This is a genomic window from Stenotrophomonas sp. T8 (genome assembly GCF_051853085.1).
Taxonomy (GTDB): domain Bacteria; phylum Pseudomonadota; class Gammaproteobacteria; order Xanthomonadales; family Xanthomonadaceae; genus Stenotrophomonas; species Stenotrophomonas sepilia.
This window is the reverse complement of the sequence record NZ_CP195329.1, coordinates 4,368,274-4,386,042: the sequence shown is the minus strand read 5'-3', so window position 1 is coordinate 4,386,042 and position 17,769 is coordinate 4,368,274. Positions and strand designations below refer to the sequence as shown.

17 protein-coding genes are annotated in these 17,769 nt (G+C 66.1%); 7 read left to right on the top strand and 10 right to left on the bottom strand.

Annotation, left to right across the window (positions count from 1 at the left end; translation table 11 throughout):
* Positions 1 to 341 precede the first annotated feature (341 nt).
* Entirely contained in the window at positions 342 to 3,167 is a 2,826-nt protein-coding gene (locus tag ACSDHM_RS20210) for a TonB-dependent receptor (RefSeq protein ID WP_119706161.1), read from the top strand.
* Positions 3,168 to 3,287: 120 nt separating this feature from the next.
* Here the strand turns inward: ACSDHM_RS20210 and rarD are convergent, their stop codons facing one another.
* The gene (rarD, locus tag ACSDHM_RS20205) at positions 3,288 to 4,184 is read right to left on the bottom strand and encodes an EamA family transporter RarD (RefSeq protein WP_065178981.1); all 897 of its coding nucleotides are present in this window, start codon (positions 4,182 to 4,184) and stop codon (positions 3,288 to 3,290) included.
* Positions 4,181 to 5,086 (bottom strand): drug/metabolite exporter YedA, encoded by a 906-nt coding sequence (gene yedA / locus ACSDHM_RS20200; RefSeq protein WP_005420582.1) that lies wholly within the window; start codon positions 5,084 to 5,086, stop codon positions 4,181 to 4,183. Before yedA ends, rarD begins: the two co-directional genes overlap by 4 nt.
* Before the next feature lie 223 nt (positions 5,087 to 5,309).
* Between yedA and ACSDHM_RS20195 the strand changes: the two genes are divergently transcribed.
* Positions 5,310 to 6,644, top strand: coding sequence for an MFS transporter (locus ACSDHM_RS20195; RefSeq protein WP_005420583.1), 1,335 nt, complete (start codon positions 5,310 to 5,312; stop codon positions 6,642 to 6,644).
* Between the two features lie 31 nt (positions 6,645 to 6,675).
* Positions 6,676 to 7,011 (top strand): hypothetical protein, encoded by a 336-nt coding sequence (locus ACSDHM_RS20190; protein WP_227836902.1) that lies wholly within the window; start codon positions 6,676 to 6,678, stop codon positions 7,009 to 7,011.
* Positions 7,012 to 7,123: 112 nt separating this feature from the next.
* On the opposite strand, the gene ACSDHM_RS20185 is transcribed toward ACSDHM_RS20190, so the two are convergent.
* The 4 genes from ACSDHM_RS20185 to ACSDHM_RS20170 all read right to left on the bottom strand — a co-directional run bounded on the left by ACSDHM_RS20185 (position 7,124) and on the right by ACSDHM_RS20170 (position 11,760).
* Positions 7,124 to 8,776, bottom strand: coding sequence for a M28 family metallopeptidase (locus tag ACSDHM_RS20185; RefSeq protein WP_151355163.1), 1,653 nt, complete (start codon positions 8,774 to 8,776; stop codon positions 7,124 to 7,126).
* A gap of 105 nt (positions 8,777 to 8,881) precedes the next feature.
* Positions 8,882 to 9,814 (bottom strand): MBL fold metallo-hydrolase, encoded by a 933-nt coding sequence (locus ACSDHM_RS20180; protein WP_088497252.1) that lies wholly within the window; start codon positions 9,812 to 9,814, stop codon positions 8,882 to 8,884.
* A gap of 156 nt (positions 9,815 to 9,970) precedes the next feature.
* The gene (locus ACSDHM_RS20175; RefSeq protein WP_032954673.1) at positions 9,971 to 10,273 is read right to left on the bottom strand and encodes a hypothetical protein; all 303 of its coding nucleotides are present in this window, start codon (positions 10,271 to 10,273) and stop codon (positions 9,971 to 9,973) included.
* Between the two features lie 191 nt (positions 10,274 to 10,464).
* Positions 10,465 to 11,760 carry a tryptophan--tRNA ligase gene (locus tag ACSDHM_RS20170; protein WP_088497253.1) on the bottom strand — a complete coding sequence of 432 codons (1,296 nt, stop codon included), beginning with the start codon at positions 11,758 to 11,760 and terminating at the stop codon, positions 10,465 to 10,467.
* Positions 11,761 to 11,868: 108 nt separating this feature from the next.
* On the opposite strand from ACSDHM_RS20170, the gene ACSDHM_RS20165 reads away from it, so the two are divergent.
* Positions 11,869 to 12,669, top strand: a complete 801-nt coding sequence (locus ACSDHM_RS20165; protein WP_061478774.1) for a hypothetical protein — start codon at positions 11,869 to 11,871, stop codon at positions 12,667 to 12,669.
* A 73-nt stretch (positions 12,670 to 12,742) separates the two neighbouring features.
* On the opposite strand, the gene ACSDHM_RS20160 is transcribed toward ACSDHM_RS20165, so the two are convergent.
* The 3 genes from ACSDHM_RS20160 to rocF all read right to left on the bottom strand — a co-directional run bounded on the left by ACSDHM_RS20160 (position 12,743) and on the right by rocF (position 14,393).
* Positions 12,743 to 12,964, bottom strand: coding sequence for a CsbD family protein (locus ACSDHM_RS20160; protein WP_004153772.1), 222 nt, complete (start codon positions 12,962 to 12,964; stop codon positions 12,743 to 12,745).
* 207 nt (positions 12,965 to 13,171) lie between these two features.
* Positions 13,172 to 13,309: an entericidin A/B family lipoprotein gene (locus ACSDHM_RS20155; protein ID WP_005407710.1), complete on the bottom strand. Its 138-nt coding sequence runs from the start codon at positions 13,307 to 13,309 to the stop codon at positions 13,172 to 13,174.
* A 163-nt stretch (positions 13,310 to 13,472) separates the two neighbouring features.
* Complete coding sequence (gene rocF, locus ACSDHM_RS20150) at positions 13,473 to 14,393, bottom strand: arginase (protein WP_439426530.1); 921 nt, start codon at positions 14,391 to 14,393, stop codon at positions 13,473 to 13,475.
* Between the two features lie 275 nt (positions 14,394 to 14,668).
* Here rocF and ACSDHM_RS20145 point away from each other — a divergent pair, with 275 nt between their 5' ends.
* Positions 14,669 to 15,118, top strand: coding sequence for a hypothetical protein (locus ACSDHM_RS20145; protein WP_053498765.1), 450 nt, complete (start codon positions 14,669 to 14,671; stop codon positions 15,116 to 15,118).
* A gap of 56 nt (positions 15,119 to 15,174) precedes the next feature.
* Here ACSDHM_RS20145 and ACSDHM_RS20140 read toward each other — a convergent pair whose 3' ends face one another.
* A complete protein-coding gene (locus ACSDHM_RS20140) occupies positions 15,175 to 15,945 on the bottom strand; it encodes a DUF3011 domain-containing protein (protein WP_111007553.1) in 771 nt (256 codons plus the stop codon).
* Between the two features lie 583 nt (positions 15,946 to 16,528).
* Between ACSDHM_RS20140 and ACSDHM_RS20135 the strand changes: the two genes are divergently transcribed.
* Positions 16,529 to 16,933, top strand: coding sequence for a hypothetical protein (locus ACSDHM_RS20135; protein WP_088497255.1), 405 nt, complete (start codon positions 16,529 to 16,531; stop codon positions 16,931 to 16,933).
* Between the two features lie 228 nt (positions 16,934 to 17,161).
* Positions 17,162 to 17,764 (top strand): hypothetical protein, encoded by a 603-nt coding sequence (locus ACSDHM_RS20130; protein WP_143592544.1) that lies wholly within the window; start codon positions 17,162 to 17,164, stop codon positions 17,762 to 17,764.
* Positions 17,765 to 17,769 lie beyond the last annotated feature (5 nt).

The window sequence follows — 17,769 nt, the reverse complement described above, 5'->3', positions numbered from 1 at the left end:
TCGATGACAGCGCGAAGAGCATTTCATGCGGGTGGATGCATCGCAACGGATAGGCACCTGCGTACAAGTGCGCACTGCGGCGTGTTGCCGCAACCGCTCAAGCGTGGCGGTTCTGTGCCGCTATCGATGCCTCTACTCATCGCAAACGCAGTGCGCGTGACGCTGCGCACAGTGCATCTGTGGATTGTTGGTTGCGATTCATCTTCGCGCACTTCCAGCGGCGTCGAGACAAACAGGTACGAATGGAAACATTCTAGAATCGCGCCCCCCACGTTGGTTTGCAGCACCCCACGCGCCCATAGAACGGGCGCATGTTTTTACTGAAACACGAGATTTCACGGATGTCCCTGAAAACCAATCCGCTGCGCAACGCGATCGTCATCGCGCTGGCCGCCAGCTGCACCACCCCCGCCTTCGCACAGAGCGCCGGCGATACCCCGACCAACCTCGACCGCATCGAAATCACCGGCTCGCGCATCCGCCAGGCCAGTGTCGAAACCGCACAGCCGGTGGTCGCGCTCAACCGCGCCGAGATCGAGAAGAAGGGTTACGTCAACGTCGCCGACATCCTGCAGGACATTCCTGCCGCCGGGGCGCCGAGCATGAGCCGCGCCTCGTCGCTGACTTCTTCGCGCGATTTCGGCGGCATGTACGTCAGCCTGCGCAACCTTGGCCCGGAACGCAGCCTGGTGCTGATCGACGGCCGCCGCATGGGCGTCAGCGCCGGCGGCTACTCCGACCTGGCCTCGATCCCGTCGTCCATCGTCGAGCGCGTGGAAGTGCTGACCGACGGCGCCTCCGCGCTGTACGGCTCCGATGCCATCGCCGGTGTGGTCAACATCATCACCCGCAAGAATTTCGATGGTGGCGAAGCCAGCGTCTATGTCGGCCAGTACGGCCAGGGTGACGGCCAGAAGCGCGCATACAGTGCAACTTTCGGCAAGACCTTCGAGCGCGGCTGGTTCAGCGTGGGCGCCGAGCGCACCAAGGAAGACGAGGTGCTGGGCAAGGACCGCGAGTTCAGCCGTTACACCAACGGCCCGCGCCACCCGAACGATGGCCTCAACGGCAACACGCCGTGGGGCTACGTCACCGTCGGTGGCAAGAACCTGACCGTGGGTCCGGGCGGCGACCCGAGCAAGGCCGGCAACTTCCATGCGCCGGACCCGGCCGATGGTGCCAACACCAAGTCGAACATGAGCCTGCTGACCGGCCTGGAGCGCACCTCGGTGTTCGCCAACGGTGGCTTCTCGATCACCGACAACCTGCGCATCGTCGCCGACGCGCTGTACAGCAAGCGCGAGTCGACCAAGCACCTGGCCGGCTACCCGTACTCGGTCAGCGCCGCGCAGGCCCGCAATGGCAGCCGTGCCGCCCTGTCCAAGGACAGCGCGTTCAACCTGTGGGGCCAGGATGCGCTGTTCGCGCACCGCACCGAGGAACTGCCGCGCGGCACCGAGAACAACCTGGAAACCAAGCGCGCCAGCATCGGCCTGGAAGGCAGCTTCGAAACCGGTTCGCGGTACTGGGACTGGAACATCAACTACATGTACAACCGCAACGAAGGCGAGCGCATCGGTACCGGCAGCATGTACCAGCCGCACGTCAACCTGGCCGTCGGCCCGTCCTTCATGGACGGCAACGTGGCCCGTTGCGGTGCGCCGGGCGCGGTGATCGCCGGCTGCGTGCCGTGGAACCCGGCTGCCCCGATGGGTTACACCGGCCCGGGCTCGCTGAGCAACCAGGACGTGCAGGACTACCTGTTCACCCGCTTCGTCGACAAGATGCAGAGCACCACCAAGGTCGCCAGCGGCAACATCTCCGGTTCGCTGTTCACCCTGCCGGCCGGCGACATCCTGGCCGCGATGGGCTTCGAGCACCGCAGCGAGGAGGCCAGCTACACGCCGGACATGAAGGTGCAGAAGGGCGAGATCGCCGGCACCAGCGGCCAGCCGACCCGCGGCAACTACTCGCTCAACGAGGCCTACCTGGAACTGCAGGTGCCGTTGCTGGCCGACCTGCCGTTCGCCCGCGAACTGTCGCTGGACGTGGCCGGTCGCTACTCGGACTACAACAACTTCGGTTCCACCACCAACAGCAAGTTCGGCCTGAAGTGGAAGCCGATCGACAGCCTGCTGGTGCGCGCCACCTACGGCACCGGCTTCCGTGCGCCGACCGTGGATGACCTGTATGGCGGCACCGTCAGCAGTCGCGACTCGTTCACCGACCCGTGCGATACCTCCTTCGGCACCGCCGCCAGCAGCCCGGCCGTCGCTGCCCGTTGCCAGGCGCTGAAGGTGCCGGCCAACTTCCGCCAGCTCAACAGCGATGGCAGCGTGGCCACCAAGCCCGGCCAGCAGGCCACCACCGATTTCAGCTCGGGTTCCAACCCGGACCTGAAGCCGGAAACCGCCAAGACCTGGACCGTGGGCCTGGTCTACAGCCCGGACTTCGTGCAGGGCCTGGACGTCAGCCTGGACTGGTGGAAGATCCGCATCGACAACGCCATCGTCGGTGAGTCGGCCACCAACATCCTGGAACAGTGCTACGTGCAGGGTTCGGATGCTGCCTGTGGCCGCTTCACCCGTGGCAGCAACGGCCAGGTCAACTCGCTGGACCGCTCGCTGGTCAACGCGGGCTACCGCGAAACTGCCGGCTATGACATCAACGTGCGTTACCGCCTGCCGGAAACCGCGTTCGGCAAGTTCGCCGTCAACTGGAACACCACCTACACCGATTACCTGGAGCAGCGCAACGACAGCGCCGCCACCACCCCGGTGGAACAGCGTACCGGTTGGGCGGGCGACTTCCGCGTGCGCTCCACCTTCAACCTGGATTGGCAGTATGGCGACCTCGGCATCGGCTGGACCGCGCGCTACTACTCCAGCATGAAGGAGAAGTGCTCGTACATGGACGAGTGCAACATGCCGGGCTTCAACTCGTCGTACACCAGCGCCTCGCCGACCAACAAGGTGGGCTCCAACACCTTCCACGACCTGCAGGTGCGCTACAGCCTGCCGTGGGATGGCACCGTGTCGCTGGGCGTGAACAACGTGTTCAACCACCAGGGCCCGATCATGTACAGCCAGCCGAACAGCAGCTTCACCTACTACGGTGGCTTCGACATCGGCCGCTTCATGTACATGAAGTACCAGCAGCGCTTCTAAGCCTGCAACCGCGTTCCCGCCACGGCCATCCCTCTCTCCTGGCCGTGGATGGAAGCAGAACGGCGCCCCTCGGGGCGCCGTTCTTTTTTTCGTGGAAGCGGGGCCGGATCCCCGCCGGCGCTAGCGCTTGGCGCGCATCGTGCGGATGTTGTCGCCGACGAACAGCACCAGGCCAGCCCAGATCGCTGCAAACCCGATCGCCTTGGCAGTGTCGAATGCCTCATGGAAGAAGAACACACCCAGCAGCAGCTGCAGGCTCGGCGCGATGTACTGCAGGATGCCGACCAGCGACAGCGGAATGCGCTTCACGCCGTAGGCAAAGCCGATCAGCGGTACGGCGGTGACCGCGCCGCCGAAGATCAGCAGCAGGTCGTTGCGCCAGCCCCAACCATGGAAGAACGCACCGCCGTGGCCGTTCTCGGCCCAGATCGCAAACGCCAGCGCCGGCAGGAACAGGTACATGCTCTCCACGCCGAGGCCGGCCACCGGGTCGACCGAGACCAGCTTGCGCAGCAGGCCATACAGGCCGAACGAACAGGCCAGGCCCAGCGCGATCCACGGTGGCGTACCTGCATCGATGGTCAGCCAGGCCACGCCCACCGCCGCCATTGCCACCGCTACCCACTGCAGCCGGCGCAGCCGTTCCTTCAGCACCAGCACGCCCAGCAGCACGTTCACCAGCGGGTTGATGAAGTAGCCCAGGCTGGTCTCGATGACATGACCGGCGTTGACCGCCCAGATGTACAGGCCCCAGTTGAAGGCGATGGTCAGGCTCGACACCAGCAGGATCGGCAGCGCGCGCGGCTGCGCGGCGATCTTCCGCCACCAGCCCAGGCGCGCACTGATCAACAGCCAACCCAGCACCAGCACCGTGCTCCAGATGATGCGGTGGGCGATGATCTGGAACGAGGGCACCTCGTTGAGCAGGTGCCAATAGACCGGCACCAGGCCCCAGATCACGAAGGTGGATGCGGTGACCAGCAGGCCCCGGCGTTGTTCTTTCTCGTCCATGCTCACTTCTTTCTCGTCCTTGCCATTGTCAGCACCACCACACCCAGAAGAATCACCGCCATCGCCAGCAGGTCGCGCCAACCGAAGCGCTCACCGTTGAGCAGCGCGCCCAGCAGCACCGCGATCACCGGATTGACATACGCGTAGCTGCCCGCGAGCGCCGGGCGCACGTTCTGCAGCAGCCACACGTAGGCAGTGAACGCGACGATGGAGCCGAACACGCACAGATAAGCCATTGCCAGCAGGCCACCGGTATCGGGCAGCGTGGTCGGGCGCTCGCCCACCGCCAGGCCGATCAGCACCAGCAGCACGCCGCCGCAGATCATCTGCCCGGCCGCGGTCATGAACGGGCCCGGCAGGTCCAGGCCGCGTGCCCACACAGAACCGAACGCCCAGCCGATCGGCGCGATCAGCAGCAGCACCAGCCCGGTCGGCGAGCCGGTCAGGCTGCTGCCGGCGTTGAGCCAGACCACGCCGAGGAAGCCGATGGCGATGCCCAGCCACTCACCACGGCTGGCATGTTGCCCGCGCAGCGCCGAGAACAGCGCCATCCACAGCGGCACCGAGGCCACCGCCGTGGCGGCCAGGCCCGAGGACACCTCGCGCTCGGCCAGCACCACCATGCCGTTGCCCAGCACCAGCATGGTCACGCCCATGATGACCAGGTTGCGCCACTGCCGCAGCGTCGGGTTCGGCAGCTTCCAGAACAGGCGCAAGGCCAGGAACATCAGGCCGCCGGCAATGATGAAGCGGCTGCCGGAGACCATCGTCAGCGGCAGTGCGCCGCCGTGCAGGGCCTTGGCGATGCCCAGATAGGTCGAGCCCCAGACCACGTAGACCAGCAGCAGTGCCAGCGCGACAAGGCCACCCCGGGGGGCAGCCGCAGACGAAGAGGGGGGAGCCGACATGACACACCAGGGAGCCGGGGGAAGGCGGATTCTAGGACGTTTTGAGTATGGTCCGGGACCCCATACGGTGGCACGCTGTCATCCATCCATGCACCCTGCTCTGGTCTGCTACCCCGTGTTGACGGCCGATGCAGTACCAAGAAGGCTGCCCGGCCGCGCCGCCCCACGGCCGGACGCCGTTTTCCCTGCGCACGGACGCACCGCATCGAGGATTTCCACCCAGATGAGCACCACGTCCCAACCTGTTGTCCCCGCGAACGACCGCGCCGCCTTGCGGCGGTCGATCTCCAACACCCTCAAAGGCTCCGCCGGCAACCTGGTGGAGTGGTATGACGTCTACGTGTACTCGGTGTTCGCCGTGTACTTCGAATCGCAGTTCTTCTCGCCGGACGACAAGAACTCCACCCTGTACGTGTGGGCGATCTTCGCGGCGACCTTCCTGATGCGCCCGATCGGCGCCTGGTTCTTCGGCCGCTTCGCCGACCGCCACGGCCGCCGCCTGGCGCTGACCGTCTCGGTCACGTTGATGGCGCTGTGCTCGTTCCTCATCGCCATCACCCCCACCGCCGCCAGCATCGGCATCTGGGCCGCCGTGATCCTGTTGTTCGCGCGCCTGCTGCAGGGCTTCGCCACTGGCGGCGAGTATGGTGCCAGCGCCACTTACATGTCCGAGGCCGCCATTCCGGGCCGTCGCGGCTTCCTGTCCTCGTTCCACTACGTCACCCTGGTCGGCGGCCACGTGCTGGCCCAGCTGACCCTGCTGCTGATGCTGACCTTCTGGGGCAAGCCGGAGATCTCCGAGTGGGGCTGGCGCATCGCCTTCGGCATCGGTGGCATCGCCGCGGTGGTGGTGTTCTGGCTGCGCCGGGGCATGGACGAGTCGCTGTCGGAGTCGTCGATCGAGGCCGCGCGCGAGGGCAAGGCAAAGAAGTCCGGTTCGATGTACGAGTTGTTCGTGCACCAGTGGCGGCCGCTGCTGCTGTGCTTCCTGATCACCGCTGGCGGCACCGTGGCCTTCTACACCTACTCGGTGAACGGCCCGAAGATGATCCAGAGCGCCTTCGCCGGCAACGACCCGATGACCGGCACCCTGATCAACCTGGGCGTGCTGGCCTTCCTGATGGTGCTGCAACCGGTCGGCGGCTGGCTGTCGGACATCATCGGCCGCAAGACCCTGCTGGTGTTCTTCGGCGTCGGCGGCGTGCTGTACAGCTGGTACCTGATCACCCAGCTGCCGCACCAGCATGACGCCACCCTGGCCTTCCTGACCCTGGCGCTGGCATTCGTCATCCTCACCGGCTACACCTCGATCAACGCGGTGGTGAAGGCCGAGCTGTTCCCCACCCACGTGCGTGCACTGGGCGTGGGCCTGGGCTATGCGCTGGCCAACTCGCTGTTCGGCGGCACCGCCCCGCTGCTGTACCAGGGCGCGCTGAAGACCGGCCACGTCGATTGGTTCGCCATCTACGTGACCGCCACGATCGCGGTATCGTTGGTGGTCTATGTGTTCTTCCTTACCAACAAGGGCCCGAACTGGCTCGACGGCACCCGCAAGTAAGCGCGTTGCCCTGATCGCGGCCACTGGTGCAATGCCGGTGGCCGCTACGTCTCCCGCCACCGCGCTGATGTGGATCGCGGTGACGCTGGCCGCAGCCACGGCATTGGCCTGGGTGCTGCGCCGCCCCAACGCGCAGGCCACGTGGCCGCGCACGGGGTTCGGGGTCGCCCTGCTGGTGTTCTGCGCCGCGCTGGCGCTGCAGCTGGCGATGGACCTGGGCAGCGGCCACAGCTCGCTGCACCTGCGGCTGCATCGCGGCGTCAACGCGGGGCCGCTGGTCGGCCTGCGCACGATGGCGGCGTGCTATCTGGCCGCGCTCGCCGCCGGCGGCTGGGGCGCGTGGAAGCTGCTGCGACGGCGCGGGTAGTGCCGGCCGCTGGCCGGCAAAGCCGCCGTCTTTCGGTAGTGCCGGCCGCTGGCCGGCAACCTCATGAACCTCCGGAAAGAGCAGGGAGTTGCCGGCCAGCGGCCGGCATTACTCAACGGCGGGCCGCTTCGCTCTTGTCGCGCGCGCCGCGGAACTCCGATTCCTTTTCCCACGTCGGCCAGCGGCGGCTGTTGGCCAGCTCGGCGCCCAGGTCGTAGACCAGCAGGGTGTCGGCAGCGTGGCCGCTCGGGTCCCAGCTCGGCGTCCAGGCATCGCAGGTCTGGTGATAGCAGTCGGCGAAGTACTTCTCGCGCAGCGCGCGGCCGGCTTCAACGCCACCGTCCAGCTTGTCCAGGCCCGGGCCGATGGTGATCGCCGGCACGCCCAGGCGGGCAAAGGCGAAGTGGTCGGCGCGGTAGAAGAAGCCGGCTTCCAGGTTCGGGTCCGGGCTGTAGCTGCGGCCACGGGCCTTGGCCACGCGCTCCAGATCGCCTTCCAGCGACACCCGGCCCTTGCCCCACGAGGCAATGTCGCGGGTCGGGCCATCCGGGCTGAACATCTCGATGTTCAGCACCGCAGCGGTCTTGTCCAGCGGCGCCAGCGGATGGGCGGCGTAGTAGCTGGCGCCCAGCAACCCTTTCTCTTCGGCGGTCAGTGCCACGAAGTACAGCGTGCGCTGTGGCTGCGGGCCAGCGGCGAACACACGGCCCAGTTCCAGCACCGTGGCCACGCCGGTGGCGTTGTCGATCGCACCACGGCGGATGCGGTCGCCCTTGGCGTCGGGCTGGCCGATACCGAACGCATCCCAGTGCGCGGAGAAGATCACGGCCTCGTCAGCATGTTCACCACCGGGCAGCTTGGCGACCACGTTGCGGGTCACCACCTGCTCGCGCTTCAGCGCGAAATCCACGCTCAGCTTGGCGTTGTCCAGTGCAACCGGGCGGAAGTCGGCACGCATCGCCTTGCGCTTCTCCGCATCGAAGTCGAGGCCGGCGTCGGCGAAGATCGCTTCGGCCAGCTCGCGCTGCATCCAGCCACGCAGCGGCGTGTGCTGCGCCATCGCTTCGGCCTGGCCGCGCTCGATGTCGAACAGCGGCGAAGTGCCCGAGCTCTTCACCGTGGCCCAGCCATACGCGGCCGGCGCGGTCTCGTGCACGATCAGCACGCCTTCGGCACCCCGGCGTGCGGCTTCCTCGAACTTGTACGTCCAGCGGCCGTAGTAGGTCACCGCCTTTCCATCGAACGCGCCCGGCGCATCGGCCTCGAAGTCGGCGTCGTTGATCAGCACCACGGCGATCTTGCCGTGCAGGTCCACGTCCTTGTAGTCGTTCCAGTGGCGTTCCGGTGCGTCGATGCCGTAGCCGACGAACACCAACGGTGCATCCTTGATCTGCACGCGCTTGCGCGGCTGCAGGCTCTGCAGGGTCACATCCACGCCATTGGCCAGCGCACGCTTGCCCTGCTTCAGCGACAGGCTGGCCTTGGCCGCACCCTCCAGCTGCGCGCGCACCAGCGGCACCGGCTGCACCCAGCTGCCGTCCACGCCCCCCGGCTGCAGGCCGTAGCTGCGGAACTGCTCGATCAGGTACTGCACCGTGCGCTCTTCGCCTTCGGTGGCCGGTGCGCGGCCCTCGAACTCATCCGACGCCAGCACGCGCACATGCCGCGACAGTGCCTGCGGATCGATGCCGCCACCCGGCAGGTCGTTGGCCGCATGGGCCAGGCCCCCGACGAACAGGCAGGACGACAGCAGCAACACGCGCATCGGATTCACGGCAGTACCACGGCTAGCTTGGAAGTCACCAGAGTGTAACGTGGTCGTGACATCACGGCGCAGCCTGGGCCCACGTCATCCACGCAGGGCGTGACTCTACCTGCTGATGCGGTCCAGCCAGCAGGCCAGGCCCTGCGCGTTGAGTTCGATGTCCATCGCCAGAACAGTGATCACCGCCGCATCGTCCAGCGCACAGCCATGCAGCTGTGCGCGTTCCAGGTACAGCGCCTGCAGTGCGGCCAGCAGGCAGCGGTGGCGGTCCGGCCGGCCATCGCACTGGCGGCCGATCGCGGCCATCGCATCGATCTGTTCGAACAGGTCGTTGGCCAGTTTCTGCACCTGCTCCACGCGCCCATAGTGGGTCAGGTACATCGCCTGCGGGCCGTAGCCCAGCATGCGTCGGATCGAGGCCTTCATCGCCTCCGGGTCGAACTGCACCGGCGAGGAAGTCGGGAAGATGAAAGCGCCCTGCGCGCTGTCCAGCTCGCGGTAGGAGATGCCGAACGTATCGCCAGTGAACCAGCTGCGGCTGCGAGCATCCCACACGCAATAATGGTGCAGTGCGTGGCCCGGCGTGTGCAACAGCACCAGCTCGCGGCCAGCGAGATCGATGCGGTGGCCGTCTTCGGCAACCACCACGCGGTGTTCGGGAATCGGCTCGATGCGGCCGTAGCTGCGCGCGATCTCTTCGGCGCCGTACACCGCCGTCGCACCCGCAATCAGCCGGGTCGGGTCGATCATGTGCGGCGCACCGCGCGGATGCAGCACCGCCTTCGCATTCGGCAACTGCTGCATCAGCAGGCCTGCACCACCGGCGTGGTCCAGGTGCACGTGCGTGAGCAGCAACCAATCCACCGCTTCCACACCCAGGTCGGCATCCGCCAGCGCCTGCAGCATCGCCCGCACAGACAGGCCGGTGCCGCAGTCGACGAAGGCCGCGCGGCCGTTTTCAACGATCAGGTAGGCCGCGTCGAAGTCCGGGCGCTGGAAGCCCGTATCGATCGTGTGGATGCTGGGGTCGGCGGTCATCGGCACGCACCTGGCAGTCTCGTGAACAGACGCCCATGGTAGGCGCGCAGGCGGCCCGGGTTCGATGCGGCTTTGGTCGGGTAGTGCCGGCCGCTGGCCGGCAACCTCGGGATGGCCGGGAGAATGCATGTGCCGGCCAGCGGCCGGCACTACCGATCAGCCAGAACGCAATCCGAACCGCGGCCGCAGCAGCAACGCCAGCACCAGCACCGCCAGGAACGCGCCATAGGCATACAGCACCGCCAGCACCTGCGGCCAGATCGGGCCGGCGCCGGGCTGCACCACGCCAATGCGGTAGCCCCACAGCATCGACACGATGCTCAGCGCGAACGCCACGACCAGGGTGGTGCCATCGAACAGGCGCCGCCGCGCGCTGCGCGGCTGGCGCGGAAACAGCCAGTACAGGCTGCCCAGCAGCAGGAACCAGGGCAGGAACAGCAGCAGCGACAACCAGGCCATCGCAGACTCCATGTCATCGCGCCAGAGGCGCGCGGACATCATGCCATGGGTGCTGTGCCACGGTCGTGCCGGCGGGGGGCTTCCCTGTAGAGCCGAGCCCATGCTCGGCTGGGTAGCAAAGCAGCCGAGCGTGGGCTCGGCTCTACAGAGGCGGAGCCGAGTCGAGCATGGCTCGACTCTACGCCCGGCGATCAGGCCGCTTCGCGCAGCGCGGCCAGGGCGGCCAGTACCGCGTCCACCTCGGCGCCCAGCTTGAACAGCTCGCTCTGCAGCTGGTCGCCCTGCTCTGCCTGCTTGATCACCGCGATCAGCTGGCCCGCATCACGTGGCGAATCGAAGCCTTCGCTCTGGATCAGCAGCGTGCCGTCACCAGCGGTCAGCTTGAAGTAGAAACGCCCATCCTTCTCGCGGTACTGCTTGAACTGCGGCGGCGCCACGCGGGCCACGCCGGCATCTTCGCTGGCGATGTCGCCCGCCGTGGACAGGTCGCGCAGGCCCACGGCGTGGCGCAGTTCTTCCAGCAGCGGTGCCGCCAACTGCTCGCGCAGCTGCTGGCCACGGCGCTTGAGCAACGCTTCGATCTTCTCCGGCTCGGCCATCAGCGCGTTGTAGCGCTCGCGCAGCGGCGACAGCTCGCTGTCGATACGCTCGAACAGCTGCTGCTTGGCGTCGCCCCAACTGATGCCGGCGGCGAAGGCCCTGGCGAATTCCGCGGTCTGTTCCGGCGTGGCGAACGCCTGGTACATCTGGAACAGCGCCGAGCCCTCGGTGTCCTTCGGCTCGCCCGGTGCGCGCGAGTCGGTCAGGATCGAGAACACCAGCTTCTTCAGCTCCTCGCGCGGCACGAACAGCGGAATGGTGTTGTGGTAGCTCTTGCTCATCTTGCGGCCATCCAGGCCCGCCAGCGTCGCCACCTGCTCGTCGATCACCACGTCCGGCAGCGGGAAATACTCCTTGCCGTACACGTGGTTGAAGCGCTGGGCGAAATCGCGCGCCATCTCGATGTGCTGGATCTGGTCACGGCCCACCGGTACCTGGTTGGCCTTGAAGATCAGGATGTCGGCCGCCATCAGCACCGGGTACATGAACAGGCCGGCGCTGACGCCTGCGTCCTCGTCCACGCCTTCCTCGCGGTTCTTGTCCACCGCCGCCTTGTAGGCGTGCGCGCGGTTGAGGATGCCCTTGCTGGCGATGGCGGTCAGGAACCACATCAGCTCGGTGGTCTCGCGGATGTCGCTCTGGCGGTAGAACCACACGTGTTCCGGGTCCAGGCCACAGGCCAGCCAGCTGGCCGCGATCTCCAGGGTCGCGCGCTGGGTGCGCTGCGGGTCCTGCGACTTGATCAGGCTGTGCAGGTCGGCCAGGAAGAAGAAGCTCTCGATGCCCGGCGCGCGGCTGGCCGCGATGGCCGGACGGATGGCGCCAACGTAGTTGCCCAGGTGGGGCGTGCCGGAGGGGGTGATGCCGGTAAGGACTCGGGTCGTCATGACTGCGTGGGGTAACCTTCGATGAACGGGGCCAGTTTACCTTGCACGCCACCAACCCCGTCAGGGCCCGCGGCGCGTTCATTCACCCAACCCCGCTGGAGACGCCCGATGAAACGCCTGCTGCCCCTGCTGCTGATCCTGCCCCTGGCCGGCTTCCGCCCGGCGCCCATGCCGCCACCGGTGTACGACGGCGGCCCCGTACGCATGGCCCTGGTCGACCGCGACCGCGGTACCGAACTGCGCAGCTACTCCGCCGAGGGCCAGCGCTGGGTGGCCGGCGAGCGCGGCCACCGCTACGCCGTGCGCCTGTACAACGACAGCCCGCGTCGGGTGCTGGTGGTGCTGTCGGTGGACGGCGTCAACGCCATCTCCGGCGAAGATGCCGATCCCTCGCAGACCGGCTACGTGCTCAATCCCGGCCAGCGCGCCGACATCACCGGCTGGCGCAAGAGCCAGGACGAAGTGGCGCAGTTCGTGTTCAGCAGCCCCAGCGGCAGCTATGCCAGTCGCACCGGCCGCCCGGACAACATCGGCGTGGTCGGGGTGGCGGTGTTCGAGGAGGCGCGTCGCTGGTACCCGCAGCCGATCCTGCGACGTGGCGTGCCGCTGCCGGCACCGACCGCGCAAGCCGAGGCTGCCGCCGACGCCAGTGCCAGCCGCATCGAGGGCTATGCCAGCAAGTCGCAGGCGCCAGCGCTGGGCACCGGCCACGGCGCACGTGAACACTCTTCGGTGCGCGATACCGACTTCGAACGGGCCAGCCGCAGCCCGGCCCAGGTTCTGCAGCTGCGCTACGACAGCGCCCGCAACCTGCGTGCGCGCGGCATCCTGGTCGATGCGCCCTCGCGCCTGCCGCGCGAACCGCAGGCGTTCCCCAACCGCTACGTGCCGGACCCGCCGGCCCGCTGATCGTCCCGCGCAGACAACACGACGCCCGCTACCTCACGGTGCGGGCGTCGTGTTGTGGGGGAAACCAAAGCGCTTACTTGTAGTCCGGGTAGTCCTTGCTCACCGCGTCCTGGAACTCACGCACTTCCTTCTCCGCGCGGTCCTTGGCCCAGCCATAACGTTCCTGCAGGCGGCCGGCCAGATACTCGGCGTTGCCTTCGGCCACATCGAAATCGTCGTTGGTCAGATCGCCCCACTTGGCCTGCGCCTTGCCCTTCAGCTGCGACCACTTGCCGGAAATGATGTCTTTGTTCATTGCTGGGAGTCCTTGATTGCAACGGCGTTCTTACCGTGGCTCCAGCTTCGCGCAGCCGCTGTTGAATGCCGGTCAACCGCCAATGAAATACACGCTCACCTGCTTGAATGGTTCACTACGCTTCGACACGTAGGCTGCAGAGAAACGCGCAAGCAAAAAGGCCGGGGAGATCCCCCCGGCCTTTTTGCTTTCCGTTCCACTTCAGGCTCAACGGCCCTTGGCGGCATCCTCAACCTTTTCACCGGCCTTCTGCACGTCCTTGCCGGCACCGGCCACGGTGTTGCAACCGGCCAGCAGGGCCACCGAGAACATCGACAACAGCATCAGGGCAACTACGCGCTTCATGGGCTTCTCCTTGGGTTCGCCGCTATACCGCTTCATTCGCGGATGGGATTCTTTCGCTCGGCGGGAGGGCACCAATGCCCACTGCCGCCGCGTGAAGTGCAATCTGGCGGCAGGGGCGTGGAGCGGGCGTGAACGGTTCGGCGATCCGTTCAGCAGGGGACGGTCAGTCGCGCATCAGGGTGGACTTGCCGAACAGGCTTTCCACCAGGTCCACGGCCAGTTCGGCGGTGGCATTCTGCTTGTCCAGCAAGGGGTTGAGCTCGACGATGTCCAGCGAACCCATGCGCCCGGTGTCGGCGATCATTTCCATCACCAGCTGCGCCTCCCGATAGTTCACCCCACCCGGCACCGTGGTGCCGACGCCCGGCGCGATGCTGGGGTCGAGGAAGTCGACATCGAAGCTGACATGCAGGTGGGTGTTCTCATCGATGCCGGCCAGCGCCGCTTCCACCGCGCGTTTCATGCCGTTCTCGTCGATGTAGCGCATGTCATAGACATCCACCTTGTGGGTCTTGATCAGGCGCTTCTCTTCCGGGTCCACCGAACGGATGCCGATCTGGTGCATCTGCGCCGGGGTGATCGCCGGTGCGCTGCCGCCCAGACGGGTCAGCGCGTCCGGGCCGAGGCCGCACAGGCAGGCCACCGGCATGCCGTGGATGTTGCCCGACGGCGTGACATCGCTGGTGTTGAAGTCCGAATGCGCGTCCAGCCACAGCACGCGCAGATTCTTCCCCTGCTCGCGGCACCAGCGCGCGACAGCGGTGATCGAACCGATGCCCAGGCAATGGTCGCCACCGAGCATGATCGGCATGCGCCCGGCCTGCAGCTCGGCGTAGCTGGCTTCCATCAGTGCGCGGTTCCAGGCCACCACCTCATCCAGGTGGCGGTAGCCCTCCACCGGCGCGGTCCACGGGTTGCGCGGGCCATGCAGGTTGCCCACGTCGCGCACGTCCACGCCGCGCGCTTCCAGCGCCTCCGGCAGGCCCGCCACGCGCAGCGCCTCCGGCCCCAGCCGTGCGCCGCGATGGCCCGCACCGACATCGGTGGGAACGCCAATCAGGGATACGGAAATGGGATGGGCCATGGGTGCCTCCTGCGGTGCGGAAAAAGAAGCACAGTCTAGCCAGAGCTGTGTGACACCACTCGCGGCGGTGCAGCAGGGCATGGGTCAGATCGCCGCGGCCTGCCAGCCGTATCCGGTCAGGCATTCCAGCGCTGGGTCGTCAGGAATTGGACCTTCCGCGATCCACCTCACATCCCGGTCGGTTTCGCCTCTTACGCAAGGCTGTTGTTGTGTCCACGCTGCGCAGGCACCCTGAAGGTGCCGCCTCACTTCCTCAATCATGGAGCTCCACGCGCATGAAACATGCACTCAATGGACTTGCGGTACTGGCAATTGCCCTGGGCGGACTGTTTCCCGCCGCTGCCAGTGCACCCTCGCAACGCATCACGCATACGGTGACCTCCGATGCGTATCCCATGCAGACGGCAGGCGCACGCCAGGTACTCGACTGGGTGGCGCAGCGGGTGAAGCCGTCGTTCGCCCCGCAGGGCTACGGCAACGTACAGGTGGAACGACAGGCAGTCTCCGTAGGCCGTGCGTCTGCACGCTCGGACGAATCGATTCCCGGCAAGCTGCCGGACCAGGGCATTCCCGGTGAGATCTACCGGGTGGAAAACCTGCTTCCCGACGGCTCCATCCAGACGTGGGAATTCACCTGGGTGGAACCCTCATCCGGCCATGGCGGCGGCTGGGACGTAACCGGCTACACCTACAAGAAGGGAAACGACCCGGTGAACCAGCAGTAGCGGGACGGGGGGCAACGCGCACCGCGCTGCCCCCTTAGACACGCCGCCGCCGCGCCTCAACCGCCGCGGCGGCGAACCGGCGTCAGGCTCTGCACCTGGCCGCTGTTGCGCATCATGCACAGGAAGCGGCCATCCGGATAATCGATGATGAGTTCCTGGTAATCGCTGCCCACCGGCATCTGGGTGACCAGCGCGCCCTGAGCGCCCTTGCGCATGTTGCAGGCGCCCAACGCGGTATCGCCTGCCGGCGCCGGGGTGGTCACCGAAGACACATTGCGGAACACCGCGCGGCAGCCGCCATTGACCCACACCGAGTGCCGCGACAGGCCCCAGTTCTTACCTTCCTCGCATCGGGTGTGGCTGAGCTGGCGCACGATTTCCACATTGCCGCGGGTATTCAGATCGCACGACACCTGCTGCTCGTCAGTGGATTCGCAGGTGACTTCGCGCGGTAGCGCGGCGTCGCCGGTAGCAACCTCGCGCGGGTGTGCGCCATTTGCGGCGGGCGCAGATGTTCCACTGGCGCTGACCTGGCAGATGCCGTTGGCGCCGCCACGGCCGGTATAGCTGATCTGCGGCGTACCGTCATCGCTGCGGCTGATCGACAGGGTGATGCCGCTGTTGGCGTCGCGGGCTTCGAAATAGCGGTCGTTGAAACGTTTCAGCGTGGCCTCGCGGCCCTGCACATAGACCGACCCGCCATCGTCTGCGTGAACATCGATGTCGCCCGGGCAGCTGGCGTTGAAGAACGGCACGGCGGCCATGGCCGGGGCCACGAAAGCGGCGGACAACAATGCGGAGGTGAGCGACAGGGCATGGCGACGCATGTGCGGCTTCCGAAGGGCATGTATCCCCAGTATGTGTCGGGGGTCTGCAAATGGTCTGTGAGGAGAATCAAAAAAGCCGGCAGCGCATTCGGGCGTTTGTGTTTGCTATGGTAGCTGTGGAGCCTTGCCCGGGCTGTTAAGTCACCTTTACTTCGTGGGCCAGCTCAGGGCATACGGCAGCGATGGTTCGGGCAGATTTCTCGCTGATGGCGCCACTGCGCAATCTGTCGCTTCTGGCATTGCGATGCCCGAAACGGGCCAAACGCGATAATTCATTTTTCCTTTCAGATCTCCCGATGCCATCGAAACAAACGACTGGCAGGCGGTGATTTCACGTGCGCATGATGAATCGCCACCTGCAAAGGTGGCCGGGTCTTCCAAGCCCGCGTAATCGATGCTGTATACGCTTGCCAGCCGGCGCCGTCTTCCCAAGCGGCGCCGGCTGGCAATCCGTTCGCCGATCGACGGCGGGCGGTGCGTGGGGGCCCCGTGCCCGCCGGCTCATCGATTCCCGGTCTTGGAAGCCACGCATCGCCCGCCACCCTGCCGTGGCGGCACCTCTGTTCCTGCCGAGGATGCCCGCATGTCCAGAACCTACCACCCGTACCTGACCGCCACCCTCGGCGAGGCGGCTCTGCGCCTGCCACCTGAACTGGCGCAGCCATTGGAAGCCGCTTTCGCCGCTGCGAACGAAGCGCCTGCGTCCATCAACCTGCCCAGCTGCCTGCAGCGCATCCGCGCCGGTGATGCCGCCGATGGACAGCCGTGGACGGGGCCCGCCAGCACACCCGGCCAAGCGGTGGCCGCCGCGCGCCGGGATCGCGCCGCGGTTGGCCTGGTGTCGTTGTTGGAGCTGTATCACGCCACCGAGCGCGTGCGCGTGGACGGGGAAGAGAAGGACGACATCGGCGACGGCACCCGCGAAGGGCTGATGCTGGCCTGCCGGGGGCTGGCGGAGTATGTGGCGTTGCAGGTGGGTGGGAGGTAGCTGGCGAGAGCATCTGCACAACCACTTGGATTCTACTTCGTTGTGGAATGTTTCCTTGCACTCGCACACGCGCGACTCGTTACCGAGGGTGATACTCGACGACACCGACAGATACTCAATACCAAGACCGAAGTCACATCCACCCCTGTCGATCTCATGTCAACTGCTCCGCGTGGTTTCGAAACCACGGTGCACCACGCATCCTTCTAGACCAAGGAGAGATCTAGCATGAGAATGAATTCCAAGAGCATATTGGCCGCCTCCACTATCGCATTGGGAAGCGCACTCCTGTTCACAGGTTGCAATCTGAAGAGTGTTCGAGCTTATGGCGAGTGCAGCGGAAAACAAACAGGTGGAGGGGAATGCAAGGCGGGTATGGAAGTTATCTGGGAAGGGGACGGTGGTGGGAAGAAGAGCATTTACAACTCCCTGCTGTCGTCTCTTAGCGTGCTTCCAGATGCCGCGATGTTTGAGCTGGATACATCCGGATCAACCATACCGTATCCTGCCACGGGCAATGCGGTACTTCGGGTAAAGAACGTCGCTACGGGCGCAATCAGCGCGTCCCAGACGTTTTCATGGGTCAGGACAGGCACAGTGATCCGAGTTGCAGACCCAAACGCCGTGAATGCTTGGATTTACGCCAATGTGGGTAATGGTGATGCCTTGAGCTACGACCTGCTCCCCTTCCATTCGGCATACGGTAGTGGCCCGCAGGTTATCGCTGGGCAGGCCAAACAGGAGGGCATTATCAAGGCGAGCTACTACCTGGAGTTCGAAGGACGGGATTGCGTCAACCACCCGTCGCCGCACTTGTGCATGGAGATGTAGTAAAC